Genomic DNA, 19,435 nt, shown 5'->3' with positions numbered 1-19,435 from the left:
ACCGATGCCCAAGCACGAATCCGAAAAGCACGCCGAGAGCTACACCGACCCTCGGCAGGCATGGAGCGAAGCGCCCGACCAGAACGCTTCCTATGAGGCCTGTCAGGAATGGATGCGCCGGAGTGACTGGCTGCATTCGCGCACGAACGACAAGCTCTTCCATGCGGCCCGCTGGGGTGTCGCACAGACCCGCAACAAGCGCTTCACCGAGCGCGAGCATGAGCTTCGCGGTGAGGCGCTTCGGGCGGGCATCTACTGGATGGAGACGCCGGAAGGCTTCCGCGTGAACCCGAACTGGAAGGTCGAGCTTGCGGCCCTCACACAAGGGGAGGCAGCGTAGATGGCCACCCTCGTCAAACTCTCCGAGCGAGCCGACCAGTTGCGTCAAGCACAAGAGACGTTCGCTGACTCCTTCGCAGACCTGCTTTTTCTGGCCGGTGTACCGACTTCGCAGGAGTCGCATCTGGTCGAGGCGGTCTGCAAGGCCATCGATCGCCACGAACCAGAAGACGCCATTCAGCAAGCGCTGTGGAGAGGTATCTCGCATGTGCACGACGGGCGCGGCGAAGACCGCGACACCTGCCTGCGCTGCGGATGTAATTTTCGGCATGAAATCCACCGGAGGTCCGCATGAGCATCGCCGTCACCCTCACCGCCCGCGACGTGGTTCGCAGCTCTTTCGTCCACCGCGAGGACATCATCCTCCGCGACCAGCGCGAGCACCTCGAAACCCTTCGCAACCGTTGCCAGGGCATGATGGGCTACATCGCCGCAAATGGGCTGACCGATGGCGTGCTCAACCGGGCCTGCATGGCCGGGGCGCTGATCGCGACCGATGCGATCCGGCTCCTGCCTCGTGAATGGTCGAACCCCTTCCTGATCCTGATGGCCCTGCCGCGCCCCATCTCGGAATACGAAGACCACTTCGCGCTGCGCCGCTACTTCGACCGCGCCTTCAATGACACCGCGAAGTTCCTCGACGGGGACGATCCGGAAGGGGTGCCGGCATGAGCAAACCACCAGTTTTCTACACCACGTTCGACCGGCTCTCGCGTTTGTCCGACGGCACGAAGTCTGCGCATGAAAAGATGGTCGCCGCTGGAAAGGCTTTTGATCAAGCGACTCAAGAGTTCATCCGCGCAGTCGTCAATACGCCCGAGTTCTCAATCATGAAGGTTATGTCGCCGGATGGTTACGACTCTCACAAGAACTTCGATGTCGGTCGTCAACGCCTGACCTTCACGGCGCACGAGTTTGCGCAGATCGGAGGACAGCTGTCGCTTCGGGTCGACCGCGAGGCATCCGAGACTACCCGGCCCGTTAGCCTCGACAGCAAGACGCTCAACCTCCTGCTGTCCGGAAAAGTTTTGTCCGAGGACGAAAAGCGACAGCTTTTGGTTCAGCAAGGCCTTGGGTTCCTCAGTGAAGAGGGGGCAACCCAATGACTTTCAACCTCTCCACCGCTCTCGCCAGCCCCGCCCGCACCCGCTGTGCCCGTAACGGCATCGGGGCCGTCGAAAGGCTCTACCGCTTCGCCAAGGGCGCCGGTCTGTCCGACGCCACCATCCGCCGGATTGAATGGGGCCGCAGGGAACTCGCCGCCGCTCATGGGCGGCAGGAAGTCATCACACTGGAGGAAATCGATGCCCGATAGCGCGAAACCCGTCCTGATCGACAAGCCGGGGATCTACGACCTCGACATGGACACCTATCACAGCCAGTGCTGTGACGGCCCATCCATCTCGTCCGGCGGTCTCCGCAAGATCGAGAACGAAAGCCCAGCCCACTTCTGGTGTCAGGCTACGGGCCTCAATCCCGAAGCGATCGAGCAGCCCCGCAAGGCGGCGTTCGAGTTCGGCAAGGCCGTGCATGCGCTTCTCTTCGACGACCAGGAGGAAATCTCCCGGCTCGCGATCTCGCCCTTTGAGAGCTTCCGCACGAATGATGCGAAGGCATGGCGAGAGGAACAATGGGCCGAAGGCCGCACCATCATCACCGAGGACGACTTCGCCGCCATCAAGTCCATGCACGATGCCTTAGCAGCAGAGTCCGGTGTGCCCGAGTTGCTGACCGCCGGTGAGCCTGAAAAGTCGATGATCTGGAAGGACGCCGAGACAGGCATCTGGCTGAAGTCGAGACCCGACCGCATCCCGACAGATGGGGTGCTGGCTGATCTCAAGACCTGTGCCAGTGCAGACCCGCACATCCTCAACGGCGACATCATCAAGCGCGGCTATCACATGCAGCTCGCGCTCGCCGCCGACGCCCTGAAAATCCTGACCGGTCAGGATGTCACCGATGCCTGGCTCGTCTTTGTCGAGAAGACCGCACCCTTTGCCGTGACCACCGTCCGGCTGGGCGACGAGCTCATGGACATGGGCAAGCGCCAGTGCCGGCGCGCGCTCCGCAAGTTCGCGGACTGCCTGAAAGAGAATGACTGGCCCGCATACGTCGAGGGGCCGATCACGCTCCACGGGCCGAAGTGGTTCACAGAGAAATGCAACAAGGAACTGGAGGCCAACCTGCTATGAGCAACGCCAATCTTGAACCCGTGGATCGCGTCAGCGAGCAATCCAACTCGCTTGCCCTCTCCAATATGGGCGGCGGCTTCCTGCCTGCCCCCGCGACCGTTCGCGAAGCAATTGAGTTCGCGCAGTGCATGGCCAAGGCGGGCCCGCTCGTTGGCGCTGCGTTTCGCGGCCAGCCGGGCGCTTGTCTCGCCATCTACATGCAGGCCGGGCGGCTGGGCATGGACCCCTTCGCACTCTCGACGAAGGCCTATCTCGTCAACGGCAATATCGCCTATGAGGCGCAAGCCGTCGCGGCGATGGTCTATTCCTCGCCTGTGCTCGTCGGTCGCCTGCGGTTTGAATACCGGGGCGAAGGCGATGACCGTATGATCATCGTCACCGGGCGGATTAAGGATGATCCAGTGCCCGCCGTCTATGAGAGCCCGCCGCTTCGCGTGATGCGCGAAGGCGGCAAGTCCCCTCTCTGGAAAAAAGACCCTGATCAGCAGATGGCCTATTACGGCACCCGCGCTTGGGCCCGCCGTCATACGCCTGATGTTCTCATGGGCGTCTACTCCGTCGATGAGGCCGAAGAGATCGGCATGCGGAATGTGACCCCGCAGGACGGCGCTGGTGATCGGCTCAAGATGAACCTCGCCAAGTTCGAAGAGGACCGGAACGCTGGCCGCAAGGGCCTGACCATGCCGGACCCGGAAAAGGTCCAGGATGGGGAGGTCGAGGAGCCGATCGAGCCGGAGCCCGACGCTTACGCGGATTTCGATGATATCGAGGCCGCCCTCGTCGGCGCACAAACCGAAATCGAGGTCAGCGCCATCCGCGAGGCCGCTCTTGCCTGCTCATGGCTGGACGATGCGCGCCACGGCACGCTGCAGAAGCTCGTCGCCAACCGTTTCGATGAACTTGAAGCCGAGAAGGAGGCCGTGTGATGGCCGATACAGCAACGATTGGACACAACTCCGCCGCCGTTGGCGAAATGCTGGCCGAGGATCCAGCCCTCATCTTCCGCGACCCGTCCATGCTGGATGCGCTTGTGAGGGAGATTGAGGGAGAGATCGAGGCCCGCGAAATCGACACCGAGACGGACAAAGGCCGCAAGGCTATTGCCTCGCTCGCCTATTCCATCGCACGCCGCAAGGCTGCGCTCGACGACGCCGGCAAGGCGCTGAACGAAGATCACCGGAAAGCCATTAACGCCGTGGACGCGGTGCGCCGCGATCTCCGAGATCGGCTCGACAGCCTCAAGACCACAGCCCGCAAGCCGCTCGACGAATGGGAAGCGGCAGAAGAAAAGCGGAAAATGGCCATCGACCGGGCGCGCTCGATCTTCCGTGGTGCGCTTGGTCACTTCGACACTATCGAAGCGGTCGAGCGGATGCGCGAACAGGTCCAATCCCTGATTGTGACCGAGGAAGTCTTCGGTGTGCAGTACGAAACTGCCGCAGCGGAACAGAAGCGAGCGCTTGAATCTCTGAATGAACAGGACGCCCGGATCGATCGAGAGATCAACGAGCGGGCTGAGCTCGAAAAGCTCCGAGCCGAGAAAGAAGAGCGCGAGCGCGCCGAGCGGGAGAAGGCTAAGAAGGAAGCCGCCGAGAAGGCCGAAGCCGAGCGCATAGAGTGCGAGCGGAAGAAGGCAGCGGACGAAGCCGCCGAGGCCGAACGCCGGAAGCACGAAGCCGCCCTAGAAGAGGAGCGCCGGAAGTCGGAGGCCGCACAGGCTGAACTCGACCGGCAGAAGCGCGAACGTGAACAGGAGGCCGCTGCCAAGGCCAAGCGCGAAGCTGACCAGGCTCACCGCTCGAAGATCATGACCGCCGCGAAGGAAGCCATCATGGAGCATGGCGGCATCGGCGAAGACCGGGCGAAGAAGATCGTCCTGGCCATCGTCGCAGGCTCCGTCCCGAACGTGGAGGTGCGCTTCTGATGTTCCTTTTCTTCGACACCGAAACCACTGGTCTCCCGAACTCTCGCCTGCCGATCGATCACAAGGACCAACCGCACATTGTGCAGCTTGCGGCCCTTCTCTGCGATGCCGAGCAACGCACACTCGCAAGCTTTTCCTTGATCGTGAATCCCGGCGTTCCGATCCCGAAACAGGCATCTGATGTCCACGGTATCACCGACGAAATGGCCCGCACTTATGGTATCTCGCCCAAGCTAGCCGTCGACCTGTTCAAGCAGCTCTATCAGCGCGCCAACATGCTCGTCGCTCACAACATCAAGTTCGACGTTGCCCTGATCTCCACGGCCATCGCTCGCACCATGGGCGGGGTCCGCAAGCTGGAGAAGCCGCAATACTGCACGATGGAGACGGCAACCCCCATCGTAAACCTGCCGCCGACTGAGCGAATGATTGCGGCGGGCTTCAACAAGCCGAAGCCGCCCCGGCTGGAAGAGTGCATGAAGTACTTCTTCGATGAAGACCTGGAGGGCGCCCACGACGCCATGATCGACGTCGCAGCCTGCCAGGTTCTGTTCTTTCACCTGCGGTCACTCGAAACCAAGAAGGTCGAGGCGTGATGACCGACAAGGATCACGCCCTCCAACGCCTATCGCGGGCGCTGAAGAATTGCGAGGCGTCTGGCGACTTCGATCAGGAGGAGTTAGACCACCTCAACGGGGTCTTCAGCATCATCTCCGAGCGGGTGCCGACCCACTATTTTGACGGGTTCGAGAACTTTCGGCCCGTCCGCCCCCCCCCAACCTCAAAGGAATAGGTGACGCATGAGCGCTGACCTCTACCAAGGTATCGACCTGTTCGCTGATGGCGTCCGCGCTCTCGGGCCGCGGCCAAGAGACGAAGACGACACCACCACCGCCCTCAATCGCCGGACGCGCCACGAAGACTGGCCGCGCTGTATGGCCGCGCTCAAGCGAGGATGCGTCTTCCTTCGCCACGGCAAGATCGACAAGTGGGTCGCCCACGAGGACGATGACACCGCCGGGATGATGGACCGCACCATGGTGACGAACCTTCTCAGGGCGAACATCCTCGAAGCTTGCTGCCCTGCCGGAACGAATGATCGCGTCCAGCTTCACCCCCAATACATCGGAGCGTCCTCATGACCGCCCGCACCGTCACAGACACCGACAAGCATGTGAGCCGCCAGATCCGAGCGGCCCGCAAGTCTCGCAGCCTGACCATGCAGGACATTGCCGACAGGCTCGGCTGCTCCTACCAGCAGGTCCACAAATACGAGCGCGGCGTAAACCGCGTCTCCGCCGGGACTCTCTTCGAGATATCCGAAATCCTCGACGTGCCCGTCGCCAGGTTCTTTCCAGTGAAGGATGGGGAGGTGCTGGCAGGATGACGCCTCAAGCTTTTCCCCTCGCATGGCCATCATTCCGGCCTCGCACGCACTGGAGCGACCGCCGGCGCGGCGACTTCACCTATGCCAAGAAGCGGATCAAAATTCCTGAAGCAGCCGAACGGCTGGAGGTTGAGGTCGAGCGGCTGGGCGGGACGAATCTCGTCATCAGCACGAACATCAAGCCGACGATCACGGGACGGCCTGCCGCCAATCAAGGCGAGCCGGATGATCCGGGTGTCGCGATCTACTTCACCATGGGCGCGGACCCGATCACGCTCGCCTGCGACACCTACGAGAGTGTTGCGCAGAACCTCGCCGGGTTGGCTCAGCATATCGAAGCCACGCGCCGCATCGAGCGCTACGGCGTCCAGAGTGCGAAGGAGACCTTACAGGCGTTCTCCGCTCTGCCGCCGCCAAAGTCGGATCATTGGCGTGATGTTCTGGGCTTCGAGGCTGGCGAGCCCGTCTCCGCAGAGTCGGTCAAGTCGCAGTATCGGGCGCTCGCGCGAAAGGCTCACCCCGACGCGGGGGGCTCAACCGAGAAGATGGAGCGTCTGAACCGCGCCCGTGACGAAGCTCTGAGGGAGTTTTCGTGAGCAGTCGCCAACCTTCCCGCCCCCAGATCGTGTCCGCCGCCTGTAAGGAGATCATCTCCGCAGGCATGCGCCCGGTCATGCGCTGCCGCTCAGACGGTTCGATCGAGGTCGAGGCCCTGCCTATGGACAGCGCGCCCCTTCCTGCGCTTGATGCGGGATCAAGAAAAGCGGGAAATCTGATCGAGGGGGCCTTCGGTGGCAAACAGGCGAACGGATATGGAGCCGATTGAATACACCCGCGTAAAGAACGGAGTGCGCTACTGGGAACCGTCGAAGAAGCTGCGCGCCCTTGGCTTCAAGGCGAAGCACTGGCCGGAATCGGCGGAAGGCCGCGAGAAAGCACGCCAGGAGACCGCCAAGGCAAAGAAGGCTGTGGAGACCCGCGAGGCCCCGCCGACCTATGTGGCAGGCTCTCTCGCGCACTTCTGGCACCATTTCCGCGCGCGGCTATGGGAACGGGTCGAGCACGGCGAAATCAAGCCACGAACCGCCATGGAGTACGACACGGCCTGGCTACGGATCGAGCCCCGCTTCGGCGATACCACCATCACCGATATCGGCCCTGATGATGTGACCGATTTCAAGCGCGAACTCGACCGCGACTTCAGCCCCAGCACCCGCCGCCGGGCCATCGCCAAGCTGCGGGAGATCCTTCAGGATGCGGTGCGCCGGAAGGTCATTCCCGTGGACCCGACAAGCCATATCCGGAACACCGCGCCGAAGGGTCGAAAGGCCTTCTTCTCACCAGATGAGATCGCCGCACAGGTCGAGAGTGCGAAACTTCTCGGCATGGACGGCATGGCGCTGTGTATCAGGCTCATGTATGAGACAGCCCGCTCTCCTGTGGACGCGCGCCTGCTCAACTCTGCTGCGCTGCGCATGTCGCCCGACGGGCCATACATCGACCGCTCACGAGAGAAGACCGGCGTCGACGGCTTCCAGGCGATTAGCCAGAGCCTTTACGATGACATCCTCGCCTATATCGATGGGCTGGGTGTAAGCCTGCATCCGGACGCCCCCATCTTCCGCCGGCATGCTTCGAAGAACGCCCGCCGCCGCAAGGCCGAGCCATGGAAGTCTCCGACCGATTTCTCAACCGACTTCGCGGAGGTGCGCAAACATGCGCTCGGACCCGAGGATACCCGGAAAGCAATGGACATCCGCAGGACGGCCAACCTCGAGGCCGCTCTCGGCGGCGCCAGCCCGGAAGACCGCGCCGCGCTCCTGGCCAACAGTCTCGACCGCAACCAGACCCTCGACGCGATCTATACCCCGCCGACGCTTGAAGCAGCCCGCAGAGCGAACCGCGCACGCGCGACTGGTCGAAGCCTGATAGCGTCATCGCTCAGTCGAAATGCTGTTGTTTAGCTTTTCACTCTGGTGAGCTGGCGATTGTTGGCTCAACAAGGGCGAATAGCAAAGAATGAGCTATTATCCAGAGCGATCCGAGCGAGACTATTTCCACGACGAAGAACGCAAACAGGTAAATGCCCTTCTCCTCTTGGGCAGCTCGCTGTTCATAGATATCCGTCTGAGGAAGGTACGTTGCCAAAGACATGAAGCCCCAGACCGACGTAAAGACTAAAGCAAATATTGGCGACGGCAGGCCAAGCCATTGGTGTGCTACCTCGGAGCCGGTTCCACTCTCGATCAATGGGAAAGAGGCGAGGTGTATCGACGCCAGATACATTCCGGTCACAGCTGCAACAAATCCGAAGACTGGCAAGATGCACACGCCAGCAAAAGCGCTGCTCTTGTACACGTTGCTGCCCCACCACCCCAGCAGGAAGCAAACCGCCACGTACAAGAGCACCCACGTCACAATGCCGGACTTGCCTCTGGCAGTAGGCTCAATCGACCCAGTGTCAGAACCCATCACATTCAGAATTTCTGGGTTGTGCGTAAATAGCGCCAACACCGCCGCGATCGCTCCCAGCGTAGTGACCGGATTCTGAGTGAACTCTCTCTTCGCGGATTCCCAGATTTTTTTCATTGCGCGCGGCTGTTGACTTGACTGATCCTGACTGAAGTCAAGGTAGAACGATTCGGGACGAGATGTCCCCAAACAGAGGCGGAGGGGAGATATAACCAGAACGGTTTGACGGAAAGCATCCGTCACAAAGCGGTTTGGCGACGGAAAGTGGCACGCGAGAAACAAGCCAAATCGCCCGCCAGCACTACACATCCGGCATGTGAGTTGTTTGCCAATTGTAAAGGTTTTCGTAACCTTTTGGAAAGACTTTTGCGGGGTCTCAGCCGGGAGCCCGCATCATGGTTCGCCTCGTCAGGTCCTTTTTCTTCGGACGCTGGTTACGCGTCCAGGGTGGCGACGTATCGCTCATCCCGCTTCTCATCCTGCTCGCCGTCGCGCTCGCCATCTCCTATTTCGGCCGCGAGAAGGCCAAGGTGACGCCGCTGCCCGGCCCAATCAGCTTTGCCGAATGCGGCAACGGGCTTCGCATGAACTGCGTTGTTGATGGCGACACGATCTGGGCGACGGGAGAGAAGATCCGCCTTGCCGATATTGACGCTCCCGAAGTGTTCTCGCCTGAATGCGACTGGGAACGCGTCCTCGGTGAGCGCGCCACGCACCGGCTGACCGAACTTCTGAACGAGGGCGAGGTCGCGCTTCAGACCTCTTCGTCACGCGATCGCGACAAGTATGGCCGCCTGCTGCGTGTTGCGACGGTGAATGGCCGCTCGGTTGGCGATAGGCTGGTCGATGAAGGGCTTGCCCACCGCTGGGGCCAGCATCAGCGCGGCTGGTGCTCATAAGAACACCCCGGACCAAACGGCCCGGGGCACTCGTTTCTGCGCCAGGTTGCCAGACTAGTTCCAGCCGCAGCTGCGGCCTTGATTCTCGTCTTCGAGCCAGGTGATCAGCGGGTCGAAGTACTCGACAATCGCCGATCCATCCATCTCGCGCGTGCCCGTGAAGGTCTCCAGCACATCCGGCCAGGGCTCCGACGCACCCATGGCGAGCATCGCCTCAAAGCGCTTGCCGACCTCTTCGTTTCCATAGATCGAGCAGCGGTGCAGCGGGCCATCCCATCCGGCCTGCTCACAGGCCGCCTTATGGAACTGGAACTGCATGATGTAGCTCAGGAAATAGCGAAGGTAGGGCGTATTGCCGGGAATGTGGTACTTCGCCCCCGGGTCAAAAGCGTTCTCGGGGCGCGGGCCAGGCGGAACGATCCCCTGATACTTCGTGCGCAGTGCCCACCAGTGCCGATTGTAGTCCTCAGGCTCGGTCGTGCCATCGAGTACGTCCCAGCGCCAGCTATCCACCGTCAGCGCGAAAGGCAGGAAGGCGATCTTGTCGAGCGACGTGTTGAGCAGAAGCGCGATGTCTGCATCCTCGCCCGGAATCTGGGCGTCCGAGATGAGGCCGATTTTCTCGAGGTATACCGGTGTTATCGACAGGGCGATGAAATCGCCCACCGCTTCATGGAAGCCGTCATGGGCGCCGGTCTTGTAAAGGTAATCAGCGTCCTTGTAGGCGCGCTGGTAGAAATTGTGACCGAGTTCGTGGTGAACGGTGTAGAAGTCCTCCGCATTGACCTCCGTACACATCTTGATGCGCACATCCTCCTCGTCATCGAGGTTCCAGGCCGAAGCATGGCAGACAACCTCACGGTCCTCGGGACGCACGATCATGCTGCGCTCCCAGAAGGTCTCCGGCAGCGGGTCAAAGCCGAGTGAGGTAAAGAAGGCCTCTCCGGTCTCAACCATCCTGATCGGGTCATAGCCGGCGTCGACCAGCTCCTCTGAGAGATTGTAGCCCTGACCTGGCAGGCCCTCGGGCTCGACGAGCGGATAGATGTTCGACCAGCTCTGCGACCACATATTGCCGAGAAGGTCAGCACGGATCGGCCCCGTCGCGGGCTGGATCTCGTCGCCATAATAGTCGTTCAGCTCACCGCGGACATAGCAGTGCAATTCCTCGTAGAGCGGCGAGACCTGCTGCCAAAGCCGGTCAACCTCATCGGCCATCTCTTCCGGCGGCATGTCATAGGTCGATAGCCACATCGTCTTGAGATTATCGTAGCCGAGCTCATTGGCGCCCTCATTCGTAATCGCGACCATGCGGGCGTAGTCCACCAGCATCGGAGGGGAGATGGTGCGCCAGCCTTCCCAGACGGCCTTCAGCTCGTCCGGGTCGCGGCTGGTCTCGATGATGGTGGAGAGCTGGTCGAGGTTCAGCTCCTCGCCCTTATAGGTGAAGGAGCCGGTGCCATAGGTGGCTTCCAGACCTGTCGTGATCTCCGACAACTCCTCAGCGGCCCCTTCGGCGGAGGGCGCCGGAATGGTTATGCCGGACTGGAGACGCTGCATCTTGCGCGCGAGCTCGGCCGGAAGATCGACTTCGTTGAACGTTTTCGACTGGTTCGCCAGCGACACCGAAAGCCTGGTTGCGCGCGCGCCGGCCTCCGCTGCGGCGGCGTTGGTCTCATCGGTAATATTGGTCGCCTGCTCCCAGAAGATGGGGCTGATTTCCTTCGACATGGCCGCAAGTTCGGCTTCGGCGCGTTCGATGAAAGCCTCGGCCTCGGCGACCGTCGGGCCGTCATGCGCATCGGCAATTGTCGGGGGCGGCGGCGCTTCGGCGGGCGGCAGGTCTTCAGCCTTGTTCACGCAGCCGGACAGGAGCGCGAGGCCAAGAACGGACGCACTCACCTGGGTCAGTCTGATTTTCATTCGGGGAACCTCCATACTGGCTGCAGCCAAGCGCCAAGCCAGCAGAAGGTCAATCAGCGCCCGGCAGATTCTTCCGCGTTTTGACGGACAGCCCGGATGACTGTTCCTGTTTGCCGCCAGTTCTCAGAAAAATATGCGCGCTGACCCTGTTGGTTCGGAGAGGGAGGGGAACCGGACCGGTCAGCGCGCTCAGCGAGGAGAGATGAGACGCAGGCGACGAACACTGCGCGGGACAATCTCCTCTGAACACGCGTACGGCGAGTGACCTCAGCTGGATCACCCGGATGCCGATTTTTTTGAAATCCGTCTTAAAAGACCAGACCGGGTCGCTAATCGCCCTTCATGAAACGCGGCAGCCAGCCTTCATGCGCTTCGCGGAGGGTGGTGAGGGAGATGGCATCTTTCGCCAGATCATCAAAGATGATCGCATCACCGCCAAATTGTCCTATATTCCATGCTGATATCTGGTCGCGGGAAATAGCCTCCCAAGTCTCGGCGAGCCGTCCAAGGCTAACCGCAACGACATAGCGGCCCAAGTCCTCATAGAATAAATCGGGCCAGTCTTCGCCGGACTGTCCGCCAAAGGAATAGGTATTGCCGTCGATCTCTCGGATTTGATGATCTTGCGTAATAAGATGGATGCCCGAGGCAGTCCCCAACGCCATCTCAGCCGCAGCGCAGGCGATCCCACCATCGCTGACATCATGGACAGCATTTACTAGGCCCTCCTCGATGAGCTTGCGAACGAAGGCAGCGTTTTTCATCTCTTTTTCGAGATCCACCGGCGGCGGCGGTCCGAGCTCCTCCCCCTTCAGGCCCAGCCATTCGCGGGCATAGAGCGAGGCGCCGAGGTGTCCTTTGGTCTCGCCGATCAGGATCAGCACGTCGCCCGGCTGCGCGCCCTTGAGCGTCGCAATCTTCGAGACATCCTCGATCAGCCCCACGCCGCCAACCACTGGCGTGGGCGGGATCGCCTTGCCGTCGGTCTCGTTGTAGAGGCTGACATTGCCAGAAACGACGGGGAAATCGAGCACGCGGCAGGCCTCGGCCATGCCTTCGATGGCCTTGACGATATAACCCATGGTGGCGGGCTTTTCCGGATTGCCGAAATTGAGATTGTCGGTGATGGCAATCGGCGTCGCACCAACGGCTGACAAGTTGCGATACGCCTCTGCCACGACCGCCTTGCCGCCCTCATACGGGTCGGCGGCGACATAGTGCGGGTTGCAGTCGGAACAGATCGCCAGCGCCTTGTTCGTACCGTGGATACGCACGATGGCCGCGTCGCCCATAGACTGCGAGCTGTCGATCGTGTCGCCCATGACGTGCCGGTCATACTGCTCCCAGATCCAGCGCTTGGACGCCATGTCAGGCGAGGACATGAGCTTCAGCAGAACCTCGCCATAATCCTCAGGCTCTGGATACTTCGAGATGTCGAAGGCCTGGCGGGTGCGCGGCTCGACCCATGGCCGGTCATAATTCGGTGCGTCTTCGGCCAGCGGCGGCACGGGAATATCGCAGACTACCTCGCCGAACTGCTTGAGCACCATATGGCCGGTATCGGTGGTCACGCCGATCACTTCGGCGTCGAGATCGTACTTGTCGAAGATCGCCTTTGCGACGTCTTCCTTGCCGGGCTTGAGCACCATGAGCATCCGCTCCTGGCTTTCGCTCAGCATGATCTCATAGGCGGTCATGCCCTCTTCGCGCTGGGGCACTTTGTCGAGGTCCATCTCGATGCCGATGCCGCCCTTGTCGGCCATCTCGACCGATGAGGACGTCAGCCCCGCTGCCCCCATATCCTGGATCGCCTGGATGGCATCGGTTGCCATCAGTTCAAGGCACGCCTCAATCAGCAGCTTTTCAGTAAACGGATCGCCCACCTGCACGGTCGGGCGTTTTTCCTCGTCGCCTTCGGAGAATTCAGCCGACGCCATGGTCGCGCCATGGATGCCATCGCGGCCGGTCTTCGAGCCGACATAGAAGATCGGGTTTCCGGGCGTTGCGCCGCGCGCATAGAAAATCTTGTCCTGGTCCGCGAGGCCGACGGCCATCGCGTTGACGAGGATGTTGCCATTGTAGCCCTCGTCGAACTGCGTCTCGCCGGCCACGGTCGGCACGCCCACGCAATTGCCATAGCCACCAATGCCGGAAACAACGCCAGCCACAAGCGAGCGCGTCTTCGGGTGATCCGGCGAGCCGAAGCGCAGCGCATTGACCAGCGCAATCGGACGCGCGCCCATGGTGAAGACATCGCGCAGGATACCGCCAACGCCCGTCGCAGCGCCCTGGTATGGCTCGATGTATGAAGGGTGGTTGTGGCTCTCCATCTTGAAGATGGCCGCCTGCCCGTCACCAATATCGATCACGCCAGCATTTTCGCCCGGCCCCTGGATGACACGGTCATTCTTGGTCGGGAACTTGGAGAGATGGCGCCGTGAGGACTTGTAGGAGCAGTGCTCCGACCACATCACCGAATAGATGCCGAGCTCGACAAGATTTGGATTGCGGCCAAGCCGGGTGACGAGGCGGTCCCATTCCTCGGCATTGATGCCATGGCCGGCTGCGTCGGTCTCGGTCTGCTCGGCCTTGAGGTGGGCCAGGATGGCGGATGTGTCTGTCATGCGCGCTCCATAACCACAACTGCTGCGAGTCGCCAGATTAGAAGGTGGAAATTCCTGTCAGGGTTGCTTAAACCGAAACTTGTGAACAGTTTTCGAGTTACGAATCCGATTGGATTGGAGGAATTTCCATGCGCCATCTCCCATTGAGCCTCGCAGCCCTCGCCCTCGCAGCCTGTGGCGGCGGCAGCGTCGACCCGGACGCGCGGATGCCCACGCCGCACCCGGAAGGCAGCGACGGCAGCGTCACGTCGATCCAGCTCGCCGATTTCGAATACGCCGTGACATCGACCGAAGCAACGGACGACGCGATGGAAGGCGAGTGGGAAACCACCACGATCAGCCGTGCACCGGCCGCCGTATTCTCAGATATCGACGGTGAGGCCCAACTCGCCGTGGTCTGCCAATCCGGCGAGGAAGGCCAGGCCAACTCGGTCTCCATGCTGCGCTACCTGCCCGACGATTATGAGCTCTCGGAACAGTCCTCCATTGCGATCTACACCTCGGCTGGCTCGAAGGCCTATGTCGCGGCCGATAATCCGGTGAACATCACCACCTCGATCAACGACTATTTCGCGACGATGATGGGTTCGGCCAAAGGCGTGATCCGCGTCGTGATCGATGACTCGGACGTTGCCACCATTCCGGCAAGCGAAGCGGCCCGCCAGATCGTGGCCGACTGCCGTCCGGAAATCAGCTATCAGCGCCCGGAAAGCGAAGAAGAAGACGGCGAATAGACCGGCGCCAGTCATTCAGACCTGATGGAAGGCCGGGCCGCTCGTGGTGTCCGGCCTTTCCTGTATCTGGCGGTGTGCAGAAAGCGGGGGATGCGATGAGACGACGGGACATGCTGTCAGGCCTCGGCCTCTCCGCGCTGGGTGCATGCACATCCATGCCGGTGCCCTCGCTCAAGACATACCAGCCGGGGCGGACCTATCCTCCCGTCCAGTCATCCATGCAACGAGTGACGCGCACCGTGGTGGGCCTGCGCCCCTACAGGCCACAGGGCTACAGGCTTGAGGCCGAGGTGCTGGTTGGAAAGACCATTATCCATAATTATGGCCATGGCGGCTGCGGCGTCACGATGAGCTGGGGCACCAGCCCGGTCGCCGCCGAACTGGCTGCCGAGGCGTCAGAGGGCGGCCCAATCGCCGTGCTGGGCGCGGGTGTGATGGGGCTTACGACCGCCCTGATCCTGGCCCGGCGCGGCCATGCCGTGACCGTCTATGCCGAGCATCTTCCACCGCATACCACATCCAACATCGCAGGCGTTCTCTGGTTTCCAACAGGCTATTTCGACCGTAACGTAGCCACGCCTGACTTTCTCCGCCGCAACCACTTGCTGATCCGCTCGGCCCATCGTGGCTTCCTGCCTTACGTCGATCGTCCCGGCTATGGCGTCTACTGGGCAGACCACCATGCCCTCTCGAGACGCACGCCGGTCGCATACGACTCGCTGCCGGGCGGCGACGATATCTATCCCGAGCTGCAGCGGGCGCATGAGAACACGCTGTTCGGCTACGCCTTCATGGAGCGGTTCAGGGCCATGATCATCGATCCTGATTTTTACCTCGACGAGATCATGCAGGATGCCCAGATCGCAGGCGCACACTTCATCGGCACGCGCCTTTCGGGCCTCTCCGACGTGGAAGCCCTGCCCGAGCCGGTCATCGTCAACTGCACCGGCCTCGGCGCGCGAGACCTGTTTGGCGATGAGAGCCTAGTGCCCATACGCGGCCAGCTCTCGCACCTGCTGCCGCAGCCGGAGATCGATTATTCCTATGTCGCGCCGACCGCGGAGGGCGTGCTCTACATGTTTCCGCGAAAGACCGGTATCGTCCTCGGTGGCACGCACGACATGGGCGAGACGGCGATGGAGCCGGATCCCGCCCAGATCAAGCGCATGATCGAGGGGCACGCTGAACTCGCTAACCGGCTGTCTGCCAGCAGCTGACCGGCGGCACACGTCCCGTCCTAGTCACCCGCCTGTTCGGCCACCCAAGTCTCGGCCTGCGCCTTCACGATGTCGACGAGGTTGCCCATGGCGACATTCATGTCGATCAGGTGGAGCCCCCAGTCTGCAAGCACTTCGCCGCCGACCACGACATCCCCGATGATGTCGTCGGCGCGCGGGTCTACAGGATCACCGGTCACTTCGATCGCCAGATAGGTGTGGTCATCCGCTTCGACACACTGCGCTGAAAGCATACCGGGCATGGCTGCATAAGGCGTCTCGATGGAGGCACCCTGCACGAAGGAGGCATTGTCCAGTCCGAAGAAACCGGCCTTGGCAAGGCGTGCATCCAGGACACCATCATCACCAGACAGCTCGCCGGGATTGACGCAGAGCGCGCGCTGCCCATCCGGACCGGCGGTGCCGAAGCGGCTTTCAGCCGGGGGCGGCAGGTCAGAGCGGAAAGAGACGTAAGCCACAACACATTGCGTCTGGCCCTTTGTGACGCATGGTTCGAATGGGCCAACATTGCCTGTCTCGGCGTCGCCATAGACATTGTAGCCAATCGGCATCGCGGACACGATAAGGTCTTGCGAAGGTGTTCCGAAAACGTCGCGGCGCAGCAACTGCTCTATGACGCGCGCGCCCTGTGAGTGACCGACGAGAACGACACCGCGGCCTTTGTTCTCCGTCTCCAGGTAACGGTCCCAGGCTGCCTTCACATCGCCATAGGCAAGTTCGGCGTCGGCCTTGAACTCACCGCCGGCCATCATCGATTGAAGATGTGTGAGCGTGACCTGCCGGTAGACCGGGGCGAACAGCCGGCATGTTTCAGCAAAGGCGCCAAACTGGGTCGCGGCAACGCGCTTCTCCTCCGCGCCGGCGACCAGATCACTATTGGGCGTCGTGTCAAAGGATATGGTCGGATAGACGTAGAAGCAGTCGACTGGTGGGTTCTCGGCAGCCTCGAATGGCACGACATCCAGCGCCCCATCGCCATTCACGATCGTGTAAGACAAGTCTTCCTCGCAGGCACTGTCGGCCTTGTCGGGATGGCAGAGCCAATTGTCCATACTGGCATAATCGGCCGCTTCAGGCCCTGCTGGGGCCTGTGCATTCTCATTTCCCGCATCGGCGCCCTCATCCGAAGAAGCGGCCGCGTCGGGCGTGTCCGCGATCTCTGTATTCTCCGCCGGTTGTCCGCAGGCCGCCAGCAACGCGCCGAGCGCGGCACATCCCGCAAGTCTGAGTGTCATCCCGTATCCTCCAGCCCTTTTGTCATTTCCCGAAAGATAAACAGCTTCTGGCACATCGCGCAAAAACTGTTTTTCGAAAGCGTGAAATCTCACGGCGCCGATTAAACATGTCTGAGGCTTATGCTGCTAACCTCCTGAGATCGGGAGGAAAAAACGACATGATTTCGATCCGCGCAGTCAGGCCAGGTGATGTCAGCGCCATAGCCAAGCTGGTCAAGAGCGCCGGCTTTCCGGTGCGAAGCGCGGAAAGCTGGCACTGGGCGCTGTTCGAGAATCCCGAGCAGGGTGACATAGCGCCGGCCCTCGTGGCCGAGCGCAGAAATACGCTCGTGGCCATGATCGGGCTTCAGGCCCGCCGGTTTCACGTCAATGGCCGTCTCCAGACAGCGATTTGCGGTCACACCTTCATTTCCGGACCAGATGGCCGCGGCGCTGGCTTTGCGCTTGCCCGGCGCGCCCTGCAGACGCATGGCGGGTCGGCGATCTACACACTGAACAACAATGCCATTGCCGGTGACTTCCACAAGCGCATCGGGCTCACCGCCTGGCTGGGCCCGCAGGGCCGCGAGCGGATCGAATGGCCGATTCACTCGATGACCATGGTGGCCGGTCACGTCATGACCCGCCTGGCCCGGGATGAAGTGCTTTATGACTGGCTGTCGCGCCGTGAATTCTTTGGCGGGGCCCCGCGCACGCTCGAACGGGCCCTGCCCGGACGCGGCAATATCCTGCCGCTTGATCCGCTGCGGCGGGGTGACGGCGAATTGATCGAGGAGTTCAACACCGCGGCCCATATGGGCTCGCGCGCCGTGCCGGACCGCTCGGCCAGCGTTTACGCCTACCAGATGGCTGACCCTGACGCGCCGGGCCGCATCGCGCTGCTTGGTCTGGAAGGCAAGGATGGTCTCGACGGGCTTATCCAGCTGGCCATTACCAAGCCGAACTCGTTTGAGCCGGCGGAGCTGGAGATCATCGACCTCGCCGTTCGTCCGGGCGTTGATCCGGCTATTGCATTGCCGCCCATGATCAATGCAGCCAAAGCCGTTGCCCGCAATGCCCGGCTGTCTCGCCTGAAGCTGCCGTTTTCAAGCCGTTTCGAAGAGGTCTGCTATTCGGGGACCGGCCTGCGTTTTGTCCGCAACAGCAATTATGACCCGGCACATGCCGCCTTTGAGCCATCCTCTGCCGGGCTGCAGGCCGACTGGTCGCCATCCGGTTTCGAAGGAGACCTGTTCTTCGCCCTTCGCATTCCACCGGCCTCAACGCGCTCCAAGATACGTCCAGCGGCGGAGGAGAAATTCCATGGGGCCGCGTGGGAACGCCAGGCGCCATAGGCTCGTGAAGGCAATCGAACCGAAGCCGACAGCAAGCGCCAGCAGGATGGTCACAGCAGCGCCCATCTCGCCGAAATAGCCAAGCCCGTAATTGTTGAAGACGAGCGAGAAGATCACGCTCTGCAGCAGGTAGGCCGTCAGGGATGCCGTCCCGCCGCGCGCAAGGAAGATCTTGAACGCGCCCTGCGGTTTCTCCGCCCATTTCGCGATCAGGCCGAGATAGCCCGCCGTCGAGAAGGGGCTGAACGCGACGATAAACATCATGCCGATCATCGCGCCGGTCGACATCATGCCGCCTTCCGCATTGACCATGAACCAGGCCCCCACGGCGCTGCCGGTCACACCGATGGGCAGGAAGACATGCCGGCAGCGTTTCCAGAACGGGCGGGCAGGATCGGCAATCGACCCCATCCGGACCGCCGCCAGGCCGAAGACGAAGAAGGCCATCGCGCCGATACCCTGCATCATCATGCCGAAGGTGATCACCTGGCCCCACTCGGTAAACCGCTGCGCGATGGAATCGGCAAAGGTTCCGCTGCCATAGGCTTCATTAGCCGAGACGATCAGCTCGTCATTCATGGCGATCTGTTCCTGCATCGCCTCGGGCGCGAACGCCATGCCGGCGATGAAAGAACCGGAGGCGAGGACGACGACAAGAATCTGCACCGCATAGAGCGCGATGGCCCAGCGGATCAGGCCCGATTCACCCATGTTCCGGAACAGGAAGAGCAGGCAGCCGAGGATGGCATAGATCACCAGGATATCGCCTTGGAACAGCAAGGCGACATGCAGCAGGCCGAGGACCAGAAGCCCGATGCTTCGCCGCCAGTACCGCCCGGCAAAGCCGACGCCCCGGCGCTCGGCAGACTTCATCTGGTAGGCGAAGCCGACCCCGAACATGAAGGAGAACAGGGTGTACGACTTCATCAGGAAGAAGGCATTGACGATGAAATAGGACCATTTGTCGGCCCCTTCGAGTGCGCCCTCAGCCGAATAACCGCCCATCATCGGATGCGAAAACACCGCAACATTGACGAGCGCGATCCCGATCAGCGCGCAGGCACGCGCAAGATCGGGAAACACTTCCCGGCCCGCATCGCGGGTTTCCTGGAGATAGGACACGAGGCCCTCCCT

General features: G+C 61.6%; 23 protein-coding genes. 18 read left to right on the top strand and 5 right to left on the bottom strand.

Going from position 1 to position 19,435, the window contains the following annotated elements; all coding sequences use genetic code 11:
• Nucleotides 1-4: 4 nt before the first annotated feature.
• From D1227_RS06255 to D1227_RS06185, 14 genes are all read left to right on the top strand, one after another.
• Nucleotides 5-340: a hypothetical protein gene (locus D1227_RS06255; RefSeq protein WP_119404232.1), complete on the top strand. Its 336-nt coding sequence runs from the start codon at nt 5-7 to the stop codon at nt 338-340.
• Nucleotides 341-634, top strand: coding sequence for a hypothetical protein (locus tag D1227_RS06250; RefSeq protein WP_119404231.1), 294 nt, complete (start codon nt 341-343; stop codon nt 632-634).
• Nucleotides 631-1,011, top strand: a complete 381-nt coding sequence (locus D1227_RS06245) for a hypothetical protein (RefSeq protein ID WP_119404230.1) — start codon at nt 631-633, stop codon at nt 1,009-1,011. Before D1227_RS06250 ends, D1227_RS06245 begins: the two co-directional genes overlap by 4 nt.
• Nucleotides 1,008-1,445, top strand: a complete 438-nt coding sequence (locus D1227_RS06240) for a hypothetical protein (protein WP_119404229.1) — start codon at nt 1,008-1,010, stop codon at nt 1,443-1,445. The genes D1227_RS06245 and D1227_RS06240 overlap by 4 nt, the downstream gene beginning before the upstream one ends.
• Nucleotides 1,442-1,654: a hypothetical protein gene (locus tag D1227_RS06235; RefSeq protein WP_119404228.1), complete on the top strand. Its 213-nt coding sequence runs from the start codon at nt 1,442-1,444 to the stop codon at nt 1,652-1,654. The genes D1227_RS06240 and D1227_RS06235 overlap by 4 nt, the downstream gene beginning before the upstream one ends.
• Nucleotides 1,644-2,531, top strand: a complete 888-nt coding sequence (locus D1227_RS06230; protein WP_158586584.1) for a PD-(D/E)XK nuclease-like domain-containing protein — start codon at nt 1,644-1,646, stop codon at nt 2,529-2,531. Before D1227_RS06235 ends, D1227_RS06230 begins: the two co-directional genes overlap by 11 nt.
• Complete coding sequence (locus D1227_RS06225; protein WP_158586583.1) at nt 2,528-3,457, top strand: recombinase RecT; 930 nt, start codon at nt 2,528-2,530, stop codon at nt 3,455-3,457. The genes D1227_RS06230 and D1227_RS06225 overlap by 4 nt, the downstream gene beginning before the upstream one ends.
• Entirely contained in the window at nt 3,457-4,455 is a 999-nt protein-coding gene (locus tag D1227_RS06220; protein WP_119404225.1) for a coiled-coil domain-containing protein, read from the top strand. Before D1227_RS06225 ends, D1227_RS06220 begins: the two co-directional genes overlap by 1 nt.
• Nucleotides 4,455-5,051 (top strand): 3'-5' exonuclease, encoded by a 597-nt coding sequence (locus tag D1227_RS06215; RefSeq protein WP_119404224.1) that lies wholly within the window; start codon nt 4,455-4,457, stop codon nt 5,049-5,051. Before D1227_RS06220 ends, D1227_RS06215 begins: the two co-directional genes overlap by 1 nt.
• On the top strand, nt 5,051-5,248 hold the full coding sequence (locus D1227_RS06210; RefSeq protein WP_119404223.1) for a hypothetical protein: 198 nt from the start codon (nt 5,051-5,053) through the stop codon (nt 5,246-5,248). Before D1227_RS06215 ends, D1227_RS06210 begins: the two co-directional genes overlap by 1 nt.
• A gap of 7 nt (nt 5,249-5,255) precedes the next feature.
• Nucleotides 5,256-5,597 carry a hypothetical protein gene (locus D1227_RS06205; protein WP_119404222.1) on the top strand — a complete coding sequence of 114 codons (342 nt, stop codon included), beginning with the start codon at nt 5,256-5,258 and terminating at the stop codon, nt 5,595-5,597.
• Entirely contained in the window at nt 5,594-5,842 is a 249-nt protein-coding gene (locus tag D1227_RS06200) for a helix-turn-helix domain-containing protein (protein WP_119404221.1), read from the top strand. The genes D1227_RS06205 and D1227_RS06200 overlap by 4 nt, the downstream gene beginning before the upstream one ends.
• Nucleotides 5,839-6,438: a J domain-containing protein gene (locus D1227_RS06195; RefSeq protein ID WP_119404220.1), complete on the top strand. Its 600-nt coding sequence runs from the start codon at nt 5,839-5,841 to the stop codon at nt 6,436-6,438. Before D1227_RS06200 ends, D1227_RS06195 begins: the two co-directional genes overlap by 4 nt.
• Nucleotides 6,439-6,654: 216 nt before the next feature.
• On the top strand, nt 6,655-7,806 hold the full coding sequence (locus tag D1227_RS06185) for a hypothetical protein (protein ID WP_119404218.1): 1,152 nt from the start codon (nt 6,655-6,657) through the stop codon (nt 7,804-7,806).
• A gap of 4 nt (nt 7,807-7,810) precedes the next feature.
• Here the strand turns inward: D1227_RS06185 and D1227_RS06180 are convergent, their stop codons facing one another.
• Nucleotides 7,811-8,431, bottom strand: a complete 621-nt coding sequence (locus tag D1227_RS06180; protein WP_119404217.1) for a hypothetical protein — start codon at nt 8,429-8,431, stop codon at nt 7,811-7,813.
• 278 nt (nt 8,432-8,709) lie between these two features.
• Between D1227_RS06180 and D1227_RS06175 the strand changes: the two genes are divergently transcribed.
• A complete protein-coding gene (locus tag D1227_RS06175) occupies nt 8,710-9,213 on the top strand; it encodes a thermonuclease family protein (RefSeq protein WP_119404216.1) in 504 nt (167 codons plus the stop codon).
• A gap of 54 nt (nt 9,214-9,267) precedes the next feature.
• Here D1227_RS06175 and D1227_RS06170 read toward each other — a convergent pair whose 3' ends face one another.
• Together D1227_RS06170 and purL are read right to left on the bottom strand one after the other, a co-directional pair.
• A complete protein-coding gene (locus D1227_RS06170) occupies nt 9,268-11,136 on the bottom strand; it encodes a M2 family metallopeptidase (protein WP_119404215.1) in 1,869 nt (622 codons plus the stop codon).
• 329 nt (nt 11,137-11,465) lie between these two features.
• On the bottom strand, nt 11,466-13,760 hold the full coding sequence (gene purL, locus D1227_RS06165) for a phosphoribosylformylglycinamidine synthase subunit PurL (protein ID WP_119404214.1): 2,295 nt from the start codon (nt 13,758-13,760) through the stop codon (nt 11,466-11,468).
• Nucleotides 13,761-13,888: 128 nt separating this feature from the next.
• Between purL and D1227_RS06160 the strand changes: the two genes are divergently transcribed.
• Both D1227_RS06160 and D1227_RS06155 read left to right on the top strand, forming a co-directional pair.
• Nucleotides 13,889-14,494, top strand: a complete 606-nt coding sequence (locus tag D1227_RS06160) for a hypothetical protein (protein WP_119404213.1) — start codon at nt 13,889-13,891, stop codon at nt 14,492-14,494.
• Nucleotides 14,495-14,589: 95 nt separating this feature from the next.
• Nucleotides 14,590-15,711, top strand: coding sequence for an FAD-dependent oxidoreductase (locus D1227_RS06155; protein ID WP_119404212.1), 1,122 nt, complete (start codon nt 14,590-14,592; stop codon nt 15,709-15,711).
• 20 nt (nt 15,712-15,731) lie between these two features.
• Here D1227_RS06155 and D1227_RS06150 read toward each other — a convergent pair whose 3' ends face one another.
• Nucleotides 15,732-16,967, bottom strand: a complete 1,236-nt coding sequence (locus D1227_RS06150) for a DUF3089 domain-containing protein (protein WP_119404211.1) — start codon at nt 16,965-16,967, stop codon at nt 15,732-15,734.
• Between the two features lie 158 nt (nt 16,968-17,125).
• Between D1227_RS06150 and D1227_RS06145 the strand changes: the two genes are divergently transcribed.
• On the top strand, nt 17,126-18,301 hold the full coding sequence (locus D1227_RS06145) for a hypothetical protein (protein WP_119374698.1): 1,176 nt from the start codon (nt 17,126-17,128) through the stop codon (nt 18,299-18,301).
• On the opposite strand, the gene D1227_RS06140 is transcribed toward D1227_RS06145, so the two are convergent.
• Nucleotides 18,227-19,423: a DUF418 domain-containing protein gene (locus D1227_RS06140; protein ID WP_119404210.1), complete on the bottom strand. Its 1,197-nt coding sequence runs from the start codon at nt 19,421-19,423 to the stop codon at nt 18,227-18,229. The genes D1227_RS06145 and D1227_RS06140 overlap by 75 nt on opposite strands.
• Between the last annotated feature and the right edge of the window lie 12 nt (nt 19,424-19,435).

This window comes from Henriciella mobilis (assembly GCF_003576315.1).
GTDB lineage: Bacteria > Pseudomonadota > Alphaproteobacteria > Caulobacterales > Hyphomonadaceae > Henriciella > Henriciella mobilis.
This window is presented reverse-complemented; position numbering and strand designations above follow the sequence as displayed.